16 protein-coding genes are annotated in these 22451 nt (G+C 54.1%); 11 read left to right on the top strand and 5 right to left on the bottom strand.

Annotated features, from left to right (window positions below):
- Positions 1–96: 96 nt before the first annotated feature.
- The 9 genes from dusB to hflX all read left to right on the top strand — a co-directional run bounded on the left by dusB (position 97) and on the right by hflX (position 11945).
- A complete protein-coding gene (gene dusB / locus OLX08_RS01720; protein ID WP_391482100.1) occupies positions 97–1098 on the top strand; it encodes a tRNA dihydrouridine synthase DusB in 1002 nt (333 codons plus the stop codon).
- 2 nt (positions 1099–1100) lie between these two features.
- Positions 1101–2174 (top strand): two-component system sensor histidine kinase NtrB, encoded by a 1074-nt coding sequence (locus OLX08_RS01715; protein WP_048597560.1) that lies wholly within the window; start codon positions 1101–1103, stop codon positions 2172–2174.
- A gap of 36 nt (positions 2175–2210) precedes the next feature.
- Complete coding sequence (locus OLX08_RS01710; RefSeq protein WP_391482099.1) at positions 2211–3575, top strand: response regulator; 1365 nt, start codon at positions 2211–2213, stop codon at positions 3573–3575.
- A 72-nt stretch (positions 3576–3647) separates the two neighbouring features.
- Complete coding sequence (locus OLX08_RS01705; RefSeq protein WP_391482098.1) at positions 3648–5870, top strand: sensor histidine kinase NtrY-like; 2223 nt, start codon at positions 3648–3650, stop codon at positions 5868–5870.
- Positions 5871–5901: 31 nt separating this feature from the next.
- On the top strand, positions 5902–7317 hold the full coding sequence (locus tag OLX08_RS01700) for a sigma-54-dependent transcriptional regulator (protein ID WP_391482097.1): 1416 nt from the start codon (positions 5902–5904) through the stop codon (positions 7315–7317).
- 57 nt (positions 7318–7374) lie between these two features.
- Positions 7375–8751, top strand: a complete 1377-nt coding sequence (trkA, locus tag OLX08_RS01695; protein WP_391482095.1) for a Trk system potassium transporter TrkA — start codon at positions 7375–7377, stop codon at positions 8749–8751.
- The gene (locus OLX08_RS01690) at positions 8751–10271 is read left to right on the top strand and encodes a TrkH family potassium uptake protein (RefSeq protein WP_391482094.1); all 1521 of its coding nucleotides are present in this window, start codon (positions 8751–8753) and stop codon (positions 10269–10271) included. The genes trkA and OLX08_RS01690 overlap by 1 nt, the downstream gene beginning before the upstream one ends.
- Positions 10272–10409: 138 nt before the next feature.
- On the top strand, positions 10410–10646 hold the full coding sequence (hfq, locus tag OLX08_RS01685; RefSeq protein WP_048597554.1) for an RNA chaperone Hfq: 237 nt from the start codon (positions 10410–10412) through the stop codon (positions 10644–10646).
- A gap of 12 nt (positions 10647–10658) precedes the next feature.
- Positions 10659–11945: a GTPase HflX gene (gene hflX, locus OLX08_RS01680; protein ID WP_391482092.1), complete on the top strand. Its 1287-nt coding sequence runs from the start codon at positions 10659–10661 to the stop codon at positions 11943–11945.
- Between the two features lie 39 nt (positions 11946–11984).
- On the opposite strand, the gene OLX08_RS01675 is transcribed toward hflX, so the two are convergent.
- From OLX08_RS01675 to hemB, 3 genes are all read right to left on the bottom strand, one after another.
- Positions 11985–14450, bottom strand: a complete 2466-nt coding sequence (locus OLX08_RS01675) for a penicillin acylase family protein (protein ID WP_391482091.1) — start codon at positions 14448–14450, stop codon at positions 11985–11987.
- A gap of 67 nt (positions 14451–14517) precedes the next feature.
- Complete coding sequence (locus tag OLX08_RS01670; protein WP_391483158.1) at positions 14518–15051, bottom strand: YSC84-related protein; 534 nt, start codon at positions 15049–15051, stop codon at positions 14518–14520.
- Between the two features lie 228 nt (positions 15052–15279).
- The gene (gene hemB / locus OLX08_RS01665; protein ID WP_391482090.1) at positions 15280–16281 is read right to left on the bottom strand and encodes a porphobilinogen synthase; all 1002 of its coding nucleotides are present in this window, start codon (positions 16279–16281) and stop codon (positions 15280–15282) included.
- A 147-nt stretch (positions 16282–16428) separates the two neighbouring features.
- On the opposite strand from hemB, the gene OLX08_RS01660 reads away from it, so the two are divergent.
- Together OLX08_RS01660 and mfd are read left to right on the top strand one after the other, a co-directional pair.
- Positions 16429–16950 (top strand): hypothetical protein, encoded by a 522-nt coding sequence (locus OLX08_RS01660; RefSeq protein ID WP_048597546.1) that lies wholly within the window; start codon positions 16429–16431, stop codon positions 16948–16950.
- Positions 16951–17020: 70 nt separating this feature from the next.
- A complete protein-coding gene (mfd, locus tag OLX08_RS01655) occupies positions 17021–20470 on the top strand; it encodes a transcription-repair coupling factor (RefSeq protein ID WP_391482089.1) in 3450 nt (1149 codons plus the stop codon).
- Here the strand turns inward: mfd and OLX08_RS01650 are convergent.
- Both OLX08_RS01650 and OLX08_RS01645 read right to left on the bottom strand, forming a co-directional pair.
- Positions 20467–21669, bottom strand: a complete 1203-nt coding sequence (locus tag OLX08_RS01650; RefSeq protein WP_391482087.1) for a multidrug effflux MFS transporter — start codon at positions 21667–21669, stop codon at positions 20467–20469. The genes mfd and OLX08_RS01650 overlap by 4 nt on opposite strands.
- Positions 21666–22316: a DsbA family oxidoreductase gene (locus OLX08_RS01645; protein WP_391482086.1), complete on the bottom strand. Its 651-nt coding sequence runs from the start codon at positions 22314–22316 to the stop codon at positions 21666–21668. Before OLX08_RS01645 ends, OLX08_RS01650 begins: the two co-directional genes overlap by 4 nt.
- Positions 22317–22451 lie beyond the last annotated feature (135 nt).

The following is a 22451-nucleotide window of genomic DNA, read 5'->3' as shown; positions in this document are numbered from 1 at the left end:
GCAGAAATGATTAAAATATAGGCAACATACATTTTTTGGCTAATTTATGTGCAGTTTAGCATTGTAAGCGCTCTGGGGATCGCTAGGCATAGATGAATGAACACCTCAGCCGACCGATCAACACCACTCAGTCTTCCGAACCCGCCGGTTATGCTTGCCCCGCTGGCAGGCATTACGGACTTGCCGTTTCGAAAGCTTGTGAGCAAATTTGGGGCTGGCCGCGTTGTCAGCGAAATGGTTGCGTCACAAGAGCTGCTGAGCAGTCGTCCTGGCACGCGCGAAAAAGCAGAGCTTGGTGCCGAGGTTGAAAATACGGCAGTTCAGCTCGCGGGCCGTGATCCTGAATGGATGGCTGAGGCTGCGCGTCAGGTTGCCGACATGGGCGCAAAAATTATCGACATCAACATGGGTTGCCCCGCAAAAAAGGTCACCAGCGGGTATTCTGGCAGTGCCTTGATGCGCGATTTGGACCATGCGCTTAAACTAATTGATGCAGTGGTCGAGGCCGTGAATTTACCGGTGACGCTAAAGACGCGCCTTGGTTGGGACGAAAACCTGCTTAACGCGCCCGAGCTGGCGGTGCGTGCTGAACAAGCGGGCGTGCAGCAGATCGTCATTCACGGTCGCACCCGCTGTCAGTTCTATAAAGGTGCCGCGGATTGGTCGGCGATCGGCCGGGTTAAGAATGCGGTGAATATTCCCGTCATCGCGAACGGCGATATTACGGATGCACAAACAGCGCGCAACGCGCTTGATCAATCAGGGGCCGACGGTGTCATGATCGGCCGCGGTGCGCAGGGCCGCCCGTGGGTTCTGGCCGAAGTTGCCCATGCGATTTACGGCGATCAATCTGCCATTGGTGCGCCGGATGTTCCAAGCGGTGCTGATCTGTGTGATCTGGTCTCAGGCCATTTTGAAGACATGCTGGCGTTCTACGGAAGCTCTCTTGGGGGGCGCGTGGCACGTAAACATTTAGGCTGGTACATGGATTTTGCGCAAACGCCAGCAGCACTTCGTCGCGAAGTTCTGACTGCGGATCCAAGTGTCGTATTGACCCTTTTGCCGCTTGTCTTGCAACAGTATCAGGAGGCCGCGTAACAATGGACCGCGCACTTTGGATATCGCTTCCGTCGCCTGTCGTTCTGATCGGTGCTGATGATTGTGTGATCGATATGAACCCGGCGGGCGAAAGCTTTCTGAATGTATCTTGCAAGTCGCTGATCGGGAAGTCGCTCTGGGATACGGTTCTACGCGCGGCACCGATGGAAGGCGCGATGCAAAAGGCACGCAGCAGCCATTCAACCCTTTATATCAACGACGTCATTGTTGGGGACGCGGGAAAAGGCGGCATGGCGTATAATATTCAGGTGGCGCCGCTTCAAGGAACGGAAGGCGGCATGATTATGCTGATGTCGCCGCGTGAATTAACCACGCGCATTGACACATCGCGGACATCCCATTCTGCAGCGCGGTCTGCGATTGGCATGTCCGAAATGCTCGCCCATGAGATTAAAAACCCCCTCGCTGGCATAACTGGTGCGGCGCAACTTTTGTCCATGAACCTGTCAAACGGGGACAGGGAAATGACGGACCTCATTGTTGAGGAAACCCGCCGGATTGTGAAGTTGCTTGATCAAGTTGAGATGTTCGGGAACCTTCAACCGCCTGAGCAGAAAGTGGTTAATATTCACGACGTTCTGAACCGTGCTCGGCGGTCGGCGCTGGTCGGATTTGGCGCGCATATGACAATCGCTGAGCACTATGACCCATCGCTGCCATCGACCCTTGGTGACGCGGATCAATTGCTGCAGGTCATTCAGAATTTGCTCAAAAATGCCTCGGAGGCGGCGGACCGCCGTGGGGGGCATATCGATATTCGAACTTATTACGAGCACTCTTTGAGAGTGCGGCGCGCCGATGGTGAACATGCCCCGCTGCCGCTTCAGATTGAGATTATTGATGACGGGCCTGGCCTTCCGCCCGAGTTGGAAAATGACATTTTTGAACCCTTTGTATCGGGTAAAGAAAACGGGACGGGACTTGGGCTGGCGTTGGTTGCGAAGATCGTGGCTGACCACCATGGCTGGCTGCGGGTTGAGAGTGAACCCGGCAAGACGATGTTCCGGATTAGCCTGCCGCGTGCGCCCAAACATATGAAAGACCATACTGAATGACTGACCGCCAACTTATTGTTTTGAGGACTTATTAATATGGATGGCACTGTTCTTGTTGCTGATGATGATCGCACAATTCGAACCGTTTTGACTCAGGCACTGACCCGCGCAGGATGTAAAGTGCACGCGACCGCCAGCATGGTAACGTTGCTCCGATGGGTGGAAGAAGGGAAGGGCGATTTGGTCGTTTCGGACGTGGTTATGCCCGATGGTAATGGCCTTGATGCGCTACCCCATATCACCAAAGCGCGGCCCAATTTGCCGGTGATCATCATCTCGGCACAGAACACAATAATGACCGCAATTCAGGCCACTGAGAAAGACGCCTACGACTATCTCCCCAAGCCATTCGACTTGCCCGATCTGATGAAGCGCTGTGCGAAGGCGCTTGAGGCGAAGCGGAAAAGCCCTGCGGTTTCGCAGCCGCCTGTGAAGGACGAGGATGAGTTGCCTCTGGTCGGGCGGACTGTCGCAATGCAGGCGCTTTATAGGTTAATTGCGCGGGTGATGAACACTGATCTGTCGGTGCTAATTTTGGGTGAAAGTGGCACGGGTAAATCGCTTGTAGCACGCGCAATCCATGATTTTTCTGACCGCCGGAGCCTTCCTTTTGTTGTTGTTGGCGAGCGTGATTTAGAAGGTGTTGACGGTCCGGCGAATGTGTTGTCGCGGGTACGCGGTGGTACGCTTGTCTTTGACGAAATTGCAGATCTCAGTCTTGAGGCGCAAGCGCGGGTGGTGCGCATGTTGGATAGCATGCCGGAACCTGCGCCGCGGGTTATGGCCGCTAATCAGTCAGGTCTTGCAGAGCGTACAGAGCAGGGTTTGTTCCGAGAAGATTTATTCTATCGGCTGTCTGGCGTCACACTTTCTGTGCCGCCGTTACGTGAACGCGTGGAAGACATTGAACTTCTCGCGGCGCATTTTTTGAGCCGTTCTGACCGGAGTGGCGGGCATGCAAAGTTTTTCTCTGACGAGGCGATGGACTTACTCCGCAACTATAGCTGGCCCGGAAACGTGCGCCAATTTGAACATGCCATCAAGCGCTTGGTCGTCACTGTCGCAGAAGAGCAAATCACCGAAGCACAAGTTGAAACCATGCTTCGCAACCAGCCAGCCGTTAGCACAACGCTGCGCGCAGGTGAGGGTGAAAAACTGTCAGCATCGGTCTTTAAACATCTAAGACGATACTTTGATCTGCACGGTGGAGAGCTGCCGCCCGATGGGCTTTACGGTCGAATTTTGCGCGAAATTGAGATGCCGCTGATCGAGATCGCGCTTGATGCGACCGGCGGGAATCAAGCTAAATGTGCCGATCTTCTTGGCATCAACCGCAATACCTTGCGAAAAAAGATCACTGACCTCGATATTGAGGTGACACGCCGACGCAAATTGATGTAAATACATCACATAAGCGTGGCCAAATGGTCGCATAGCGCCTGTTAAGGGCGTGCAAGGCTAGGGTGAGACGAGATGAGGCTACGTGCGGACCGCAGGTTTTGGGATCGGCTAAGCCGATTTTACCGGCGCCGTAGTACCCGCAGCGCGTTTACCGTTCTTGTCGTAGCACTCGGTCCCATACTCGCGATTGCGACTTTCACCGTTCTTGGCCCATTGCAAGATCAAGCTGTTGGGAACAGTCTTCGGCTCGTGCTGTTGGCAGACCTCGTCTATGCGCTGGTCGTGGCGACCATGGTTGCTAGTCGTGTCGCGCAAATGATTGCAGCACGGCGTGCTAAGTCTGCGGGATCGCGGCTGCATTTAAGGTTAACGGGTGTTTTCGCCCTTGTTGCGCTTCTTCCAACCATTCTTGTGGCGATTTTTGCGGGCCTTACAGTGAACGTAGGGCTTGAGGGCTGGTTCTCTGATCGGGTGCGCGGTGTAGTTGGGGCCTCATTAACGGCAGCGCAGGCCTATGAAACTGAACAGCGCGAAGACCTAATTCGGGATGCGCAGATACTCGCGCGCTTCTTGAATGTGTCGCAGCGGGACGGTGTGTTAAGTGATGCAGAGCTCCGTCTTGTATTGGGTCAAGTGCAGCCGACCATCCAAAACCCGTTGGCCGAGGCGTTTATTATCGATGGGAACGCTGAAATCCGCGCGCGCGGTGCCGGCAGTTACTTGTTCAACTATGAAGAACCTGCCGAACAGTTCTTCGGTGAAGCGCGTGATAACGGCGTTGCAGTGATTGAGGATTGGGGCCGTGACGAGTTTCGTGCGCTTGTCCCTCTTGCAAATTCACTGGACCGGTTTGTTTATATTAGCCGTGAAGTTGACGGCGCTATTTTGCAGTTGCTTGATGACACCCAACAAAGTGCCAAGTTGTACCAACAATTAGAACAGGACCGTGGGCGCCTTTTGTTTGAATTTGGTCTTCTTTATCTTGGGTTTGCTGTCATCTTGATCCTTGCAGCGATTTGGTTGGGCCTTTGGTTTGCAGAGCGTCTTGCACGGCCCGTTGGTAGGTTGGCTGGTGCTGCGCGTCGGGTAGGCATGGGGGACCTTGATGTTGTCGTGCGCGAAGAGCGCGGTGACGATGAGATTTCGATGCTAAGCCGGTATTTCAACCAGATGACGCGGCAGCTTAAGCAACAACGCGACACGCTCCTCGACAGTACCCGCCAGATTGAGCGGCGCCGTCGTTTGTTTGATAGTGTGCTATCGTCTGTTACGTCTGGCGTGGTTGGGCTTGATGCTGGTGGTCATGTGTCATTTGTAAATAAATCGGCAGAACGACTGCTTAGACTTGATCCTGATCTGGAGGCACGGGTCATTTCAGAGGCTGTGCCAGAGTTTGAGCAGCTTTTCGACGATGTAACAGCGAACAATAACAAGGTAGTACAGGCAGAAGTTAAGGTCACACGAAATGGTGTGATGGAAAGCCTTCTTGTGCGAATTGCCCCCCGTATCGGAAGCGACGGCACCGAAGGATATGTAATTTCGTTCGACGATGTGACCGACCTAGTCAGCGCACAGCGGATGGCTGCTTGGGGGGACGTCGCGCGCAGGATTGCGCACGAGATCAAGAACCCGCTGACCCCAATTCAGCTAAGTGCCGAGCGGATTAAACGTAAGTTTGGCCGCGAAGTTGAAGACGCGGAAGCGCTGGAGCAAATGACCGGTGTGATTGTGAGGCAGACAGGTGATTTGAGGCGGATCGTCGATGAGTTCTCAAAATTTGCGCGTATGCCAGAACCGCAGCGGCGCGAGGAGGATTTGTCACAAATTCTACGCGATGCGGTGACGCTGCAATCTGCAAGTGGCTTGAAGATCACTGCGGATATCCCACAAGTTCCGATTTGGGCCGATATAGATTCAACAATGGTAGGTCAGGCGCTGACAAACCTTATTAAGAACGCTTCAGAGGCTATTGAAAGCTATGAGGAAAAATTTGGTGTGCGGCCTCGAAACCCAGAAGTATCGGTCAGCCTAACGACCGTTGACCATGCGGTGCAAATTATGATCTCGGATAATGGTATTGGGTTGCCAGTTGATCGCAGCAAGCTGTTTGAGCCCTATGTTACGACCCGAGACAAAGGTACTGGCTTGGGGCTACCTATCGTTAAAAAGATCATCGAAGAACATGGCGGTTCCCTGTCATTGGAAGACGCAGAGCCGATGGGCGGTAATACCCACAGCGGGGCGTCTGCGATTGTGACGCTGCCCATTTCACCTATGAAAAACCAGATAAAATGATGCACAAAAGACAGCACGGAGCGAGGTTGGCATGAGCCATATTTTGATCACAGATGACGAGCGAGATATCCGCGAATTGGTGGGGGATATTCTGAAAGACGAGGGATTTGAGGTGAAGCTTGCAGGCACCTCAACCGAGTGCATTGCCTCTATCAAAGACGAAGTGCCCGCGCTGATGATCCTCGATATTTGGCTTAAAGACAGTGACATGGACGGAATTGATATTCTGAAAACTGTCAAGCGAGAGCACCCTGAAGTGCCCGTTGTCATCATATCGGGGCATGGAAATATTGAGATTGCAGTCGCAGCCATTAAACAGGGCGCTTACGATTTCATTGAAAAACCGTTCAACATCGATCAACTGATGGTCGTGATTACGCGCGCTATGGAAACGTCGCGGCTTCGTCGTGAGAATGTGGCTTTGAAGAGGACGGGTGGTCAATCGGCGCCAATGATCGGTCATTCTGCGGCGTTCAAGACCCTTCGAAGCCAGTTAGATAAAGTGACTAATTCTAACGGGCGCGTGATGCTGACTGGTCCTGCCGGCGCGGGTAAAGACGTCGCGGCACGCTATATCCATGCACAGTCGCCGCGGTCAGATGCTCCTTTTGTGACAGTTAATTCTGCGGGGGTTGATCCCGAACACATGGAAGAAATCTTGTTCGGCCGTGAGACCAGCAAAGGTCCCGAGCCCGGACTTTTAGAGCAAGCAAGCGGCGGCGTCATTTATTTTGACGAAGTCGTTGATATGCCTCTTGGCACGCAGTCCAAGATCTTGCGCGTTTTGGTTGATCAACAATTCGTTCGGGTTGGCGGTGCGGAGAAAGTGAAAGTCGATCTTCGTGTAATTTCCAGTTCCAATCGCGACTTGGAGAAAGCAATTGCAGATGGTGCGTTCCGCGAAGAGCTGTATCACCGTCTGAATGTTGTACCCGTAACGGTGCCTGGCCTTGATGAGCGCCGCGAAGACATCCCTGTGTTGGCGGCACATTTCATCGAACAGCTGCATCAGAGCCAAGGGTTGCCGCTGCGCGAATTAACTCAAGAGGCCGAGACGCGCCTTCAAACCATGAACTGGCGCGGCAATGTTCGTCAGTTGAAAAACGTGATTGAGCGGGTTTTGATTTTGGGCGACGACACTGGTCCCATTGATGTGGCAGATTTGCCAAACGATGATGCGGGCGCGGGGGGCGATGATGCGGTTGTTGTGCCAAGTGCGTTGGCTGCTTTGCCGCTCCGTGAGGCCCGTGAACTGTTTGAGCGCGAGTATTTGCTGGCGCAAATTAACCGTTTTGGGGGCAATATCAGCCGTACAGCTACGTTTGTTGGTATGGAGAGGTCCGCTTTGCACCGCAAGCTGAAGACGCTGGGTGTGGTGACAAGCTCGAAAGGTGGCGCGCGCGTTGCCGAAGTGTTTGATGATACTGCCGACGCGCAGAACAATTGACCTAAAGCGCGCCGCGTGTCACCCACACAGAACCACGATGAGTGTTAGGGAAGCCCCATGAAGGTCATTATTTGCGGCGCAGGACAAGTTGGCTGGCAGATTGCGCGCCATTTGGCATCTGAAAACAACGATGTGACAGTTGTAGACAATAATGCCGAACTTGTTCGCCGAGCGACAGAAACCCTTGATGTTCAAGGCGTTGCCGGCTTTGCAAGTTATCCTGATGTTCTTGAGCGTGCGGGTGCGCGCGACGCTGATATGGTGATCGCCGCGACCCATTCGGATGAGGTCAACATGGTGACCTGTCAGGTGGCGCATTCGGTGTTTGAGGTGCCACGCAAAATCGCGCGCCTGCGTGCCCAGTCTTATCTTGATGCGATTTACTCTGATCTCTACCGCCGTGATCACCTGCCGATTGACGTGGTAATCAGCCCTGAGCGCGAAGTGGCCCAAGCTGCTTTGCTACGCCTTTCAAGCCCAACTGCTTTTGACACAGAGTTTTTCCTCGACAACAAAGCCCAGCTTTTGGGGCTGACCATTGGTGAAGATTGTCCTGTTATCAACACGCCGCTACGTCAGTTGACAGACCTGTTTTCAACGCTGCGTGCCCTTGTTGTGGGCATTCGCCGCGAGGGTGTCTTGTTCAAACCCGAGGCCGGTGATCAGATTTTTGCAGGTGACGAGTGCTATATTTTTGCAGACGTCGCGGACGTGTCGCGGACCCTTGAGATTTTTGGCAAAAAGGCCCGTAAACAAGAGCGGGTTGTTCTGATTGGTGGTGGTAATGTTGGGTTGGCGGTTGCCAAAGCCCTTGAAGAGCAACGCCACCGTATCCGTGCAAAAGTAATCGAGAAAAACCGTGCATGTGCCGAACGGGCGGCCGATGCGCTGGAAAAAACGATTGTCTTGCACGGTGATGGTTTGGATCGTAATCTACTGCGTGAAGCTAACATCGACAGCGCCGATGCGGTTTTGGCCGTAACCGACGATGACAAGACTAACATTTTGGCCGCTGTGCGCGCCAAAAATAACGGCTGTCCCATGGCGATTTGTTTGATCAATGACCCCACGTTGGTCCCGCTTTTGGCCCCTTTGAAGATTGACGCCTATATCAACCCGCGCGCAACCACAGTTAGCTCTATTTTGCGCCACGTGCGGCAAGGTCGCGTGCGTCATGTTTACTCGGTTGGTGATGCTGAGGCGGAAGTGATCGAGGCGCAGGTACTTTCAACCAGTCAGCTTGCTGGTCGCAAGATTAGCGAGATTGATCTGCCAGAAGGTGTGATGGTTGCGGGGCTGTTAAAAGGCGGAAAGCTGATCAAACCGGTAGGTGCGACGCGTATCGATGAGGGCGATGTCGTGGCGCTATTTGCCATGTCGGCTGATGTGGCCGAGGTGGAGCGGCTCTTGCAGGTTTCCATCGACTTTTTCTGATGCGCGCACAGATTGAACAATATCCACTGTTTGTCGTTTTGCTGGCGATCAGCGGGATGGCGATGATCATTCCGGCCGTCGCAGGTTATCTTAGCCGCGATTTATTTGAAGCACGGGTGTTTCTGTACACGGGCATCCTACAGATGTTTTTCGTCGCGATGATCGCAATTGCATCACGGCGTGAAGGGCGGGGCGTTTCAGCCCGCGCGCAGCTTTTAACTCTTGTTGCGGCGTTTACAATTCTGCCCGCAGTGCTGGCATTTCCGTTTTATGAGGCCTTGCGCACGACCACTTTTACCAACGCCTATTTCGAAATGGTGTCCCATTTCACAACAACTGGCGCGACTGTTTTTGATGTGCCTGAACGCCTATCCGTGCCGCTTCATCTGTGGCGGGCGTTGGTTGCATGGTCTGGCGGTTTGTTCGTTTGGATCACGGCCGTTGCTTTGCTGGCACCGCTCAATCTGGGCGGCTTTGAGGTGTCATCCACACCGCGTGCGGGGCAACGCTCGGCCACGTATTCGCAATTCAGCAAAACAACTGCGCCATCTAAACGGCTTGTGCGTCACTCGATTTATCTGACCCCAATTTATACGGGCCTGACCGCGCTTATGTGGTTGTTACAAGTGATCGCGGGTGAGGACGCCTTTACCGCGCTGATCCACGCAATGGGTCTTATTTCAACCAGCGGAGTTTCTGCCGTCGGCGGATTAACAGGCGGTTCGGGCAGCATAATCGCAGAAGCCGTTTTGTTGCTATTTATGGTTTTTGCTTTCACGCGGCTCACGTTTTCAAACGACTTTAGCGCCCAACAAGCCGGCACGCTGCGGCGCGATCCTGAAATGCGCATCGCCCTTTCGGTCATCATCATTGTGCCAAGCTTGCTTTTCCTGCGTCACTGGTTTGGGGCCTTTGAAGTAAACGACGAAGAAAACTGGCTGGCGGCGCTTCATGCAATCTGGGGGTCCGTTTTCACTGTGGCGTCGTTCCTAAGTACGACTGGCTATGAGAGCGTCCATTGGTCATCCGCGCAAGATTGGTCAGGCCTCACCGCTCCGGGCATGATTTTGCTGGGGCTTGCGTTGATGGGCGGCGGCGTTGCAACAACTGCGGGTGGTGTGAAATTGATGCGTGTTTATGCGCTTTATCAACACGGGCTGCGCGAAATGGGACGTTTGGTTCATCCAAGTTCCGTTGGCGGGGCAGGAGGTATGGGGCGGCATATTCGCCGCGAAGGGGCGTTTATCGCATGGATTTTCTTCATGACGTTTGTGCTGTCGTTTGCATTGGTCATGACGCTTTTGTCCCTAACGGGGCTGCCGTTTGAGATTTCCATGGTGCTATCCGTTGCAGCGCTTTCAACCACGGGGCCACTTTCGGAATTGGCCTTGGCGGAACCAATTGCTTTGGCGGCCCTAACAGATGCAGCCAAGTACATCTTATGTGCGGCGATGGTTCTGGGACGTTTGGAGACTTTGGCCCTCATCGCTCTTTTCAATCCTGAATTTTGGCGAAAATAACCATACATCCGGATTTTGGAGTGTGTGCGGCAAATACGTCATATTTAGGGGGTGGAAGTTTTGCCTGTGAACCTACATAAATGAGGTAACCCCGGCACGGGGAGAGATCGATAAACGATCCGGCAAAAAGGACCACAACTGATGGCTGACAAGCAGAACTTGCAAGACGCATTCCTGAACCACGTACGTAAAACGAAGGTTCCATTGACTATTTTCTTGATTAACGGCGTTAAATTGCAGGGCGTTATCACATGGTTTGATAATTTCTGCGTTCTTTTGCGCCGCGATGGTCAGTCGCAGCTGGTGTACAAGCAAGCCATTTCAACGGTCATGCCTTCCACACCAATCAGCCTTTATGACGGTGAAGAGCCGTAAGGCCAGCCGCACGTGAGCACTGAACATTTCGAGACCGAAACGCCCAACACCCGGGCGTGGGTGATCCATCCTGACATAAAAAGCGACCGCGATCGGCGCGAGGCTAATGATGCTTTGGCTGAAGCAATTGCTTTGGGCGAAGCTTTGCCAAACCTTGATGTGGAAGGCGGGACAGTTGTCTCGCTTCCCAAAGTTCATGCGGGCATGCTTTTTGGTAAAGGTAAGATCGAAGAGCTGCGCGTAATCTTCAAAGATAATGACATCGAGCTGGTCTTGGTCGACGGTCCCGTTACGCCCGTTCAGCAGCGTAACCTCGAAAAAGCATGGGGCGTGAAACTGCTTGATCGCACGGGTCTTATCCTTGAGATTTTCAGCGATCGTGCGCGCACTCGTGAAGGTGTTTTGCAAGTTGAGATGGCGCATTTGGCCTATCAACGTACCCGTCTGGTCCGCGCTTGGACCCACCTTGAGCGCCAAAGGGGTGGTCTGGGCTTTGTTGGTGGTCCCGGCGAGACACAGATCGAAGCGGACCGCCGCGCCATCGATGATCAAATGGGGCGCTTGCGTAAACAGCTTGAAAAAGTGGTTAAAACCCGCGCGCTTCACCGTGCGGCACGTGCAAAAGTACCGTTCCCTGTTGTTGCTTTGGTCGGCTACACAAACGCGGGGAAATCGACCCTCTTCAATCGGGTAACCGGTGCGGATGTATTCGCCAAAGACATGCTCTTTGCGACGCTTGACCCCACGATGCGCCGGCTGGAAATCGAAGACGGTCCAGAGATTATTTTGTCCGACACTGTGGGCTTTATCTCTGATTTGCCAACGCAGCTTGTTGCTGCTTTCCGCGCGACCCTTGAGGAAGTATTGGACGCCGACCTGATTTTGCATGTGCGTGACATCAGCCATCCCGAAACAGAAAATCAGGCACGCGATGTCATGACCATTCTGGCTGATCTGGGCGTTGCCGAGACTGCGCCGATGATTGAGGTCTGGAACAAAATTGATTTGCTAGATGACAGCGCGCGCGATGGGGCAATTGAGACTGCATCGCGTTCGGACACGTTGCACGTTGTATCTGCGCTTACGGGACATGGCTTGGATGATCTTCTAGCGGCTGTTTCACAAACCCTGACACCGGACCTTCATATTGAGACCCTGAATGTTCCATACGCCAACGGCAAAGGCCGCGCGTGGCTGTTTGAAGAGGGTGTGATTGAGGAAGAAAGCGCCGATGAAACCGGCTATATCTTTAAGGTAAAATGGACTGCGCGGCAGGCCAAGAAGTTCCGCAATTTATAAGCATATCAGACGCTTACGTTACTTACTTGATGTGGCGCATTAACGCGGTAAAAGGCGGGTGACACCTGTCGCACCAGCCCGCGCAAGATCAAGGTCAAGTGACATTGGGATATATTCGCCCCGCCGCCACAGTACACCAAGGTCATCATAGTGGCGCGACAGCGGATGCCCTGATTGGCCCGTCGAAATAATGAAAACGGAACTATCAGGGTCAGCAAAGTCATACACACCACGGTAGCCCGCGCCGTGTACGTTATGAAACGGATCGGCAGGATCCCCCGATGTACGCCCTCGCATCAACGTATTATCCCCGCCAGAAGTGCTTTGCCGAATGTTGACCACGTGCCGCAAAATGGGTGTTTCACCCAGCACAGGGTGATCATGGGTCGCCTGATGGACATCGCCCCAGCGTAGGGATTCAAGCGCGGTGCCGTATCTTTCATTGATCCAGATGATCGCATCATCAAGTGCCAGCCGCGCCATGTCTTCGCAGGTTTCAAGCGGGGCAGATTGCACCACATCACACCAAGCGGCGGCCCCATCAATATCTCTGTACACCCGTTCAAGGAAAATAGGCTCAACGTGGGTGAATTCAGTATAAAGCGGGCCAAGTTCGTCGCGGATTAGCCGTGTTTGAAGCGCTTTGACCCATGCAGAATAGATCAGCGGCTCGGGTAAATGTTCGTTCATCTCGCCGTTCCAATCCGCCAAAAGTGTTAGCGCGCGCTGTCGCTGACGCTCGGGCGTGCCAGCTGGGGCAGGCGGACCAGTGAACCACAAATTTGCCCCAATCAGCGGTAGAATGGTGCGGGCCGTGACGCTGACTGTATCAAGCTGTGCTTCGATAAAACTGTCGCGGGTGTGGACTTGGCGTGATTGCATCAGGCGGGCCCAACGGGTGATCCGCTGGGTGTCCCCGTAGGTGAAACTGACGTGGTTAGGGAACGTGGCATCGGTCACTTTGTTGTTGGTATTGCCGATTATGCCACCCTCGGGCATTAAAATGCGTGGACTGGCTTCGGGGGGCAGGATCCCTTGCCATCTGTTTTGGGCGACCCATCCTGGGCTTGGCAAGCGCCCTTTGGTTTGGTGGCGTGCATCCCGTGCGGGCAGGGCACCGATTGTAACCATGCCAACGCCGTCACGATCTGCCAGCATTAGGTTTTGCGACGGCGCGATAAATGTCTGTGCGGCGTCTGCGGCAGCTTGCACTGATTTGGCCATCATAAGCGCCATACCAGCACTCATTGATGTGTCTTTGGGCGAAAGAGCAGTCCAGTTTAGCGCGGCAACATACCCGTCGCGCATAAGGGTGCCGAGGTTATAATGTTCAGGCGGCAGGACCGGTCCGTTTTCGGTCCAGCGCAGCGTAAGTGTCTCGGACGGGGCATCCTTGACGTTGATGATGCTATCGCGGGTTCTGAACTGCGCAAAACCATTTGGCGTGCGGTATTGTGTGGGATCATCGGGATTAAGCTGTTCAAAAACAAGGTCTTGGTCATCAGCGTACGATGCCGTGAGACCCCATCCCAAAGCAGCACTCCGCCCCATTAATACCAAGGGAATACCCGGAATTGTGCCCCCAATGATGCCGCCTGAAGCAAGTTCAAGCCGCGCCAGATACCAAATTGAGGGGGATGAAAACGCCAGATGTGGATCACTGGCCAACAGGCTACCACCAGTGGCAGAACGTGACGGTGCCGCAGCCCACGCATTGGATGCACCTGCAAGATCGCGGGGCCGGAAAGGTGAAATCGGGTGCTGCGGTTTTTGGCTGCTTGCCGCATAAACGCGCGTGCTACCTTGGGGCATCACCTCCGCAAATGAAGGCAGATCTGCAAGGCCTTCACCGGGTGTATCAGGCAGCAGGTCCAACATCCGTTCGTTCGATAATATCAAAGAGGTGCGCGCGCGAAGGACCTCTTGTTCAAGATGGGTGGTGCCCTGCAGCGCCATTAACTTAATCAGGGCGATGCTGTCTGCAGGCTGCCAAGGGGCGATCTGATTGGAAAACAAGAACAGCTCGGGTGCGCCGCGTCCAAGAGCATCCGCGTTGATCTGCGATAATCTTGCGTTGATACCGGCCGAATAAGCCTCAAGAGCCGCCAAAGTTTCACGAGTTTGGACCGAGACTGATTGTGTCGCAAGGGTGTAAAGGTCCAGCCTGCGTAGGACACGGTCAATGGGCAGTGTCTCGGGGCCGAACACTTCAGACAAACGCCCCTGAACAGTCCGCCGCATGGTGATGAGTTGCCACAGCCTGTCTTGCGCGTGGGCATACCCAAGACCGAAGAAAACATCTTCGTCGATGCTGCCGACAATATGCGGCACATTGGCGTTGTCGCGGACGATTTCGACAGGGGCTGTAATGCCGCTCAGCGCAACATCTGCATCATAATCGGGCAGAGAGCGGGAGGCGAACATATAAAGCACGCCCACCGCCATGATGCAGCAGACACAAACTCCGACAAAAAGCCGAAAAATCCATTTTGTAATGCTCAGCATCGGCTGGCTCTTTCACGTGTTAGTACGGGCGCGCCTTAGCCCAGCCAACCGCATCGCTTGCGGATATTTACGGAATAATGCGCGAGTATTTTGAGCCTTCAAGTGTAGCGCCCACAAGCAGACCTGCCTGACCGAAAACTACAGCAATCACCGGTGACAGGGATGTGATCGTGCCTGCGCGGATGCTGTCACCGCGGTCTTTGAACGCATACTCAAGATCAGCGCCCGCGGCCCAGCCTTTGGAGCGGCGGAAATCCATCAGCGACTCGTCTGTCATGAAAAACAGAACATGGGCATATTGCTGTGCGCCCAATTGCAGGCCCACATTTCCTTGCGCAGTTGAGTAATAATCAACAGTAGACCCGCCCACTTGCAACGCACCACGTCCGTATGCGCCGCCGATACCGATCAGACCAGCTTCCGTAACCAATGGCATGACCAACATACCGCTGGCTTTTTGCGCCAGATCGTTGGTTGCAGGGTATTTACCGTACATAAAGTTCAATGTTTGATCGACGCGCGCATCAATTTTGCCCGCTCCTTTAGAGCCGATCCCGTTGCCGCAACCAGCCAAGATAGGCAAGCTGGCAAGCGCGCCCATGGTAAATGCACGGCGCGATGGCTTTGCAACCGCCTCCGCAGGGTCTTGGTCAAATAGAGAACCTGTAATGTTTTGTGTCATGGTCTTGCCTCTGCTCAGGTGCCAATTTTGGCCTTTATATCTGGCCAATTTGCCGCTTTTTGCGACATTTTCTGTCTAAATAATATAGCGGGGCGCGCCTGATGTCACTCAGGAACTGCATAAACTTTGATCTGCGCAGCCTCTCGCCTAGGCTTTTTGCAGTAATCTGGCGACGGTGGGTGCGAAATACGTCAAAATGCCATCACAGCCCGCGCGTTTGAAGGCCAGCAAGCTTTCGGTCATCACGCGCTCGCCGTCGATCCAGCCGTTTTGCGCGGCTCCCGTGATCATCGCGTATTCACCTGAAACCTGATAGGCGTAAGTGGGCACACCGAACTCTGCTTTGACACGCTGGCAAATATCAAGATACGGCATGCCCGGCTTCACCATGACCATATCCGCACCCTCGCTCAGATCGCGGTGAATATGGCGCAAGGCCTCATCACTATTTGCAGGGTTCATTTGATATGTCTTTTTGTCGCCCTTTAACGCACCAGATGCACCAACCGCATCGCGGAACGGGCCATAAAACGCACTGGCGTATTTGGCCGAGTAGGACATGATCGTCACGTTTTGATGTCCTGCTTCTTCAAGCCCGCGACGCATCGCCCCGATCCGCCCGTCCATCATATCCGATGGCCCCAAAATATCTGCACCGGCCTCGGCTTGGGCCAAAGCCATTTTGACCAATGCTTCAACAGTTTCGTCGTTCACGATAACGCCATCACGGACAATCCCGTCGTGACCGTTGATGTTATAGGGATCAAGAGCCACGTCCGTCATCACAGCAATCTCGGGCACGGCCTCCTTGATCGCGCGGGTGGCACGGTTCGACAGATTATCCTTTCCCCACGCCTCTGCACAGTCTTGTGTCTTAAGCTCTGGCTCGATGTAGGGGAAAATACACATGGCCGGAATGCCAAGATCACGGGCTTCACGCGCTGCATCCACTAAACGGTCAATGGTTAACCGCGACACACCAGGCATAGAGGCGATTGGCTGCTCTGCATCAGTACCTTCCATGACAAACACGGGCCAAATCAGATCATCAACAGTCAGTGTGTTTTCACTGGCCAAGCGCCGCAACGCGTCGGACGTACGCAAACGGCGTAGGCGTGTTGCAGGGAAGGCGGCGGTAACAGGTGTCATGTCAGGTGGCTTTCGGTCTTTGAATTCTGTGCCACTTTGCCTCAATCCAGCGCACCCAACAAGGGGCGTTGGCGGTTGGCATCGCGGCGCGGCCTCGCTATAGCGAACCGACGCAGAGGCGTGTGATGATTTAGCCGGAGTTGGCCCTTGGATTGGTATGAAGCGGTATTTGAACTGATTGACCTGAGGTCATTTTCAAACCTGTGGTACTGGATCGCGCTCGCGGTGTTTTGGTCATCGGCGAGCCACTATGTTCTGGGCGTGCCCTTTGATCTGGTTTTACGCGCGAAACGCAAAGGTGGGCAGGCCGAGGCTGACTTGCGCGATATGGTTCGCGTGGCGATCAACCGCCTGCTGATCATCGGTGAAGTGTCAGGGCTTTTGATCTTTGGGTTTGGCTGCTTTGTCATCACTGGACTGTTTTTATTGGGCTTTATGTACGGCGTTGAGTTTGCGCAGGCGTTATTCTTGATCCTGTTCCCGATGGGACTGTTGGGGCTGATGTCCATCCGTGCCGCTAGCAGTATCGAGTCCAATGTCGAAACCATGGACCAGCTTCATGCCCGCCTTTTGAAACACAGGTTTTGGACGCAAGTCCTTGGGATTATTTCTATTTTCATCACCGCGATTTGGGGCATGTATCAAAATATGGTCGTGGGTAGCCTTTGAAGTGGTGCGATCCGTGCTCAAACTTGTGTCTGTGCCTTGACGCGGCCCGTCAGCGCGGTAGGTCATCCGCATGACCCAACCCCTGATCATTTCCGGCGCCCCCGAGGGCTATGACGCCCAACTGCTTCTGCGCGAGTACGAAAAAAGTGGTAGCGTTATTCACGTGGCGCGCGATGATAAACGCCTTGAAGCGATGCGCGAGGCTTTGGCGTTTTTCGCACCTGACGTCCCAGTTTTCAGCTTTCCTGCGTGGGATTGTCTGCCCTACGACCGCACATCGCCCAACGCAGATGTCTCTGCGGCGCGGATGGCGGTTCTGGCGGGGCTTGTGGCGGGGGGGGCGAAACAGTTCATCTTGCTGACCACTCTGAATGCTGCGACCCAACGCATCCCTGCGCGTAGCGTGCTTGAAGGGGCAAGCTTTATCGCAACTGTCGGGCACCAAGTGAACGAAGAGGCATTGCGGGCGTTTTTGGTACGCATGGGCTTCACCCAAAGCCCCACTGTCGTAGAGCCTGGTGATTATGCGGTCCGCGGCGGCATCATTGATGTCTATCCGCCGGGGCAATCGGGGCCAGTGCGGCTTGACCTCTTTGGGGACGTGTTGGACGGCGCCCGCAGGTTTGATCCGGCCACGCAGCGCACCACGGAAAAGCTATCGGTTGTTGAATTGGCGCCAGTGTCCGAGGTCATCTTGGACGAGCCTGCGATTACGCGCTTTCGGCAGACCTACCGCATTGAATTTGGCGCGGCAGGCACAGACGATCCGCTTTATGAGGCCGTGAGCGCAGGGCGCAAACACGCTGGCATCGAACATTGGTTGGCGTTTTTCCACGATCATCTTGAGACCCTTTTTGATTATGTGCCCAACGCGGCAATTGCGCTTGATGATCAAAGTGCGGCCATGCGTGACGCGAGATGGGCCAGCATCGTTGACCAATACGAAAACCGCCAAGAGGCGCTAAAACAGAAGAAACGCTTGGGCACTGTTTACAAGCCGGCGCACCCTGCGGGTCTTTATCTTGATGATGACGCATGGACCGCGGCTACATCTGAGCGGCGCATGCTTCAGCTGGTTGCTTTGCCGCAATCCACAGGTGCGGGGGTCATTGATGCGGGTGGGAGAATTGGACGGAATTTCTCACCCGAACGTCAGCAAGAAAGTATAAGCCTATTCAGTAGCTTGTCAGCACATATTAAAGCATCACTTCAAGAGCGCCCTGTAATTATCGCCTCATATTCCGAAGGCGCGCGGGAACGGTTGCACGGGCTTCTCGCCGATGAAGGGCTGGTTGATCTGGCGCTGATTTCAAACGCTGGTGATATCGCCAACAGTCGCGTTCATCTGGCGGTCTGGGGACTTGATCACGGGTTTGAAAGCCCTGAAATGGTCGTGATTTCAGAGCAAGATGTTTTAGGGGACAGGCTGATCCGCCGCGCCAAGAAAAAGCGCCGCGCGGATAATTTCCTGTCTGAAACTCAAAGCCTTAGCCCTGGTGACTTGGTCGTGCACGTCGACCACGGTGTTGGTCGCTTCATGGGCCTTGAAGTTGTCACAGCCGCAGGGGCGGCGCATGAGTGTCTGTCGCTTGAATATGCGGAAGCGGCAAAACTGTATTTGCCCGTTGAGAACATTGAGCTGTTGTCCAAGTTTGGCAACGATCAGGGCCTGCTTGATAAGTTGGGTGGTGGTGCGTGGCAGGCCAAGAAAGCTAAACTTAAAGAACGTATTCGCCAGATCGCCGATCGGTTGATCCGCGTCGCGGCAGAGCGCGCCTTGCGCACAGCGCCGATGATGGAGCCGCCCTCAGGGATGTGGGATGCGTTTTCGGCGCGCTTTCCTTACCAAGAAACTGACGATCAGCTGAGCGCCATCGGCGACGTGCTTGACGATCTGGCCAGTGGCCAACCCATGGACCGCCTCATTTGCGGCGATGTAGGCTTTGGCAAAACCGAAGTCGCCATGCGCGCGGCGTTTATCGCGGCAATGTCGGGCGTACAGGTCGCTATCATCGCGCCCACAACGCTACTGGCGCGCCAACACTACAAATCATTCGCCGAACGCTTCCGCGGTTTTCCGTTAGAGGTGAGACAGCTGTCTCGCTTCGTATCGGCCAAAGAGGCCAGTGAGACCCGTGACGGTATCAATCGGGGGACCGTTGACATTGTCATTGGCACCCACGCGCTGCTGGCAAAATCTGTGCGTTTTGAACGTCTTGGGTTGCTCATTATTGACGAAGAACAGCATTTCGGTGTTCAGCACAAAGAGCGTTTGAAACAGATGCGGACAGATGTCCATGTTCTTACGCTAACCGCCACGCCCATCCCGCGAACGCTGCAGCTGTCGCTTTCTGGCGTGCGCGACTTGTCGATTATTGGCACGCCACCGATGGACCGTCTTTCAATCAGAACCTACGTCAGCGAATTTGATCCCGTCACCATCCGCGAGGCGCTTTTGCGTGAGCATTATCGCGGTGGGCAGTCGTTCTATGTGGTTCCGCGCATCTCTGATCTACCCGAGATTGAGGAGTTCTTGCGCGAAGAAGTTCCCGAAGTCAGCTTTATCGTGGCAAACGGTCAGATGGCTGCGGGGCAACTCGACGATACAATGAACGCGTTTTATGACGGCAAATACGACGTGCTACTTGCAACAACGATTGTGGAGTCGGGCATCGATATTCCAACCGCCAACACAATGATCGTGCACCGCTCTGACATGTTTGGTCTGTCGCAGCTGTACCAAATTCGTGGGCGCGTGGGCCGTTCTAAAACCCGTGCCTATGCATATTTGACCACGAAACCCCGTGCGAAGCTGACACCTACCGCCGAAAAACGTCTGCGCGTACTTGGCAGCCTCGACACATTAGGCGCCGGTTTCACCTTGGCATCCCAAGACCTTGATATTCGCGGCGCAGGGAATTTGATTGGCGAAGAACAATCGGGGCAGATGCGTGAGGTAGGCTACGAACTTTACCAATCCATGCTTGAAGAAGCTATTGCCAACATCAAGTCTGGCAAGGCTGAAGGTTTGATTGATGACGGGCAATGGGCGCCGCAGATTAACCTTGGTGTACCAGTGTTGATACCCGAAGACTTCGTTCCTGATCTTGACGTGAGGCTTGGATTATATCGCCGTCTCAGTGGGTTGCAGAGCAAAGTTGAACTAGAAGGCTTTGCTGCTGAGTTGATCGACCGGTTCGGTAAGCTGCCCCGTGAAGTGAACACATTGATGCTTGTCGTCCGGATTAAAGCGATGTGCAAAAAGGCCGGAATTGCCAAGTTGGACGCGGGCCCCAAAGGCGCGACGATCAGCTTTCACAACAATAAATACGCATCACCCGAGGGCCTCGTTGCCTTTATGGATGAGCAGAACGGCGATGCACGTGTTCGCGACAACAAGATCGTTGTTGCGCGGCAATGGTCGAGTGAAGCAGACAAAATCAAAGGATCGTTCGCTTTGGCCAAGGCCCTTGCCGAAAAAGCGATTGCCCACAAAAAGAAGCAAAAAGCGAAAGCTTAGGGGCGAATGCCACGCGCGGTCATATAGGCTAACGTGATGCAGACTGTGATGCCAATCGCGACTGGTAGTGGCGTGCCATCAAACGCAAGGCCAATGGGGGCCGCGATCAGAACTGAACCAACGGTGGCGGAACCTTGCAAAAGAGATGCCGCAAACCCCGCGATGTGCCCAAGCGGTTCCATGGCCAATGCATTCAGGTTTCCCAATGTAAGCCCGACGATAAAGAACACTGATGTGGTCCAGATCACATAGATCCCAAAGCTGTTTGCAGGGCTCAACAGCCAAACCGAAATCATAACAGCCGATATGGCGATCTGTCCCAGCAGGGCCGTTGATATGACCCGCTGCATGCCCAGCTTTACGACGATTTTTGAATTAAGGAACGATGCGCTTGCGGCTAATACGGCGATCAAGGCGAACCAATACGGGAACTGAGACACCTGTCCGTAAACATCAGCAAAAACCTGTTGCGTTGAACTTAGAGCGGCAAAAAGACACGCATAAATAAGCGTTTGCGTTATGATCGACCGTCTCACAACGCTGAGAGACACCATCTCACGAAAGGCCGCAGCCAATGAGGCAAAGGCGAGGGGCCGCTTTTGGACAAGTGTCTCGGGTTGCCGGATTAAAAACCAAAGGCTGGTTAGAATGCTGAAAACGGCGAAGGCCGCAAACAGCTCACGCCATCCGGTAAAGCCAACGATCACCGCGCCAATCGAAGGGGCAATCGCCGGCACAAGAGCGAAAACCATCATGATAAGTGACATCAGTCGCGCCATTTCACGGCCCGATGTTTGGTCGCGGACAATAGCCATCGCAACAACGCGCGCAGCAGATGCGCCAAGCCCCATGGTGACGCGGGTGATCAGCAAAAGGGTAATCTCAGTGGTGAAGATCGCGACCATACAGGACGCGACATAAAGCACTGCACCACAGATCAAAGTCGGACGACGGCCAAACCGATCTGCCAAAGGCCCCACGAAAAACGTGCCAATGCCCATGCCCAACACAAACGCCGTGATTGTCAGTTGGGCGTTATTGGGATTACTCGGCGTCAGGCTTTGCGCGATATCTGGCAGCGCTGGCAAAAGCGCGTCGATGGAGAACGCAATCGTTGCAGTCAACATACCCATCAAAGCGATGAATTCGCGAGGACCAAGTGGTTGTGTTGGCCCGCGGCGGGTGTGCGCTTGGCTCATTCGGGTGATGCCAACTGTTCTTTGATGTCGTTGATCACTTGGACCCACAAGTCGGGACCTTGCGCGCCGGGAACAGCGTGCTGGTTTGCAACAACAAAAGTGGGCACGGAATTAACACCCATTTTGCGGCTGTGTGCATCTCGATCGCGAATGTCTTTTGCATCTTCATCGGTGGCCAGCAGTTTGCGCACAAGGGCTGCATCCATTTCAACACTGTCTGCAATATCAGCGAGCGTTTCGTGATCCGCGATGTCCCGCCCGTCTTCAAAATAGGCTTTGAAAAGTGTGTGTACCATCGCCGTCTGCTTACCTTCAATGCCCGCCCAATGAATGACACGGTGCGCATCAAGCGTGTTGGGCGTACGTGTGATGCCTTCGAAGTTGATCGTAAGGCCCGCTTTTTCAGCGGCCTCTACAACGGGGGCGTAGGCGCGTACGGCACCCTCTTTGCCACCAAACTTCGTTTCCAGATACTCACGACGGTCCATGCCAGCCGCGGGCATATCAGGATTAAGCTGAAACGGATGCCACTCGATCGTGAAAGGGTGGTCAGGCACCTCTGCCAGCGCTTTGAAAAGATGCGTTTTGCCAATGTAACACCAAGGGCAAATTGGGTCGGATATAATATCAAGCTTAACCACGGGCATCTCCTTTACGAGGCATTGGCGATGAGTTGCGTGGTGTTTGGCAGGGAAGCGGGGCGAATGTAAAGCGGGCAAACCAATTGAACAGGGGCCTGTGCAACTTTGCAAAGCATGTTGTTGCCAGCGGTTGTTAGCGTG

This window comes from Nereida ignava, from assembly GCF_047114695.1.
In the GTDB taxonomy this organism is placed as follows: Bacteria; Pseudomonadota; Alphaproteobacteria; order Rhodobacterales; family Rhodobacteraceae; genus Nereida; species Nereida ignava.
Note: the sequence above shows the minus strand (reverse complement) of the source record. Positions and strands in the feature narration are given on the sequence as shown.

Coding starts and splice junctions, on each gene's coding strand:
- OLX08_RS01690 (WP_391482094.1), top strand. CDS start 8,751: ATGCGCGCACAGATTGAACAATATCCACTGTTTGTCGTTTTGCTGGCG.
- OLX08_RS01645 (WP_391482086.1), bottom strand. CDS start 22,316: ATGCCCGTGGTTAAGCTTGATATTATATCCGACCCAATTTGCCCTTGG.
- hemB (WP_391482090.1), bottom strand. CDS start 16,281: ATGACACCTGTTACCGCCGCCTTCCCTGCAACACGCCTACGCCGTTTG.
- OLX08_RS01710 (WP_391482099.1), top strand. CDS start 2,211: ATGGATGGCACTGTTCTTGTTGCTGATGATGATCGCACAATTCGAACC.
- OLX08_RS01715 (WP_048597560.1), top strand. CDS start 1,101: ATGGACCGCGCACTTTGGATATCGCTTCCGTCGCCTGTCGTTCTGATC.
- OLX08_RS01700 (WP_391482097.1), top strand. CDS start 5,902: ATGAGCCATATTTTGATCACAGATGACGAGCGAGATATCCGCGAATTG.
- dusB (WP_391482100.1), top strand. CDS start 97: ATGAACACCTCAGCCGACCGATCAACACCACTCAGTCTTCCGAACCCG.
- OLX08_RS01705 (WP_391482098.1), top strand. CDS start 3,648: ATGAGGCTACGTGCGGACCGCAGGTTTTGGGATCGGCTAAGCCGATTT.
- OLX08_RS01675 (WP_391482091.1), bottom strand. CDS start 14,450: ATGCTGAGCATTACAAAATGGATTTTTCGGCTTTTTGTCGGAGTTTGT.
- trkA (WP_391482095.1), top strand. CDS start 7,375: ATGAAGGTCATTATTTGCGGCGCAGGACAAGTTGGCTGGCAGATTGCG.
- OLX08_RS01670 (WP_391483158.1), bottom strand. CDS start 15,051: ATGGGCGCGCTTGCCAGCTTGCCTATCTTGGCTGGTTGCGGCAACGGG.
- OLX08_RS01650 (WP_391482087.1), bottom strand. CDS start 21,669: ATGAGCCAAGCGCACACCCGCCGCGGGCCAACACAACCACTTGGTCCT.
- mfd (WP_391482089.1), top strand. CDS start 17,021: ATGACCCAACCCCTGATCATTTCCGGCGCCCCCGAGGGCTATGACGCC.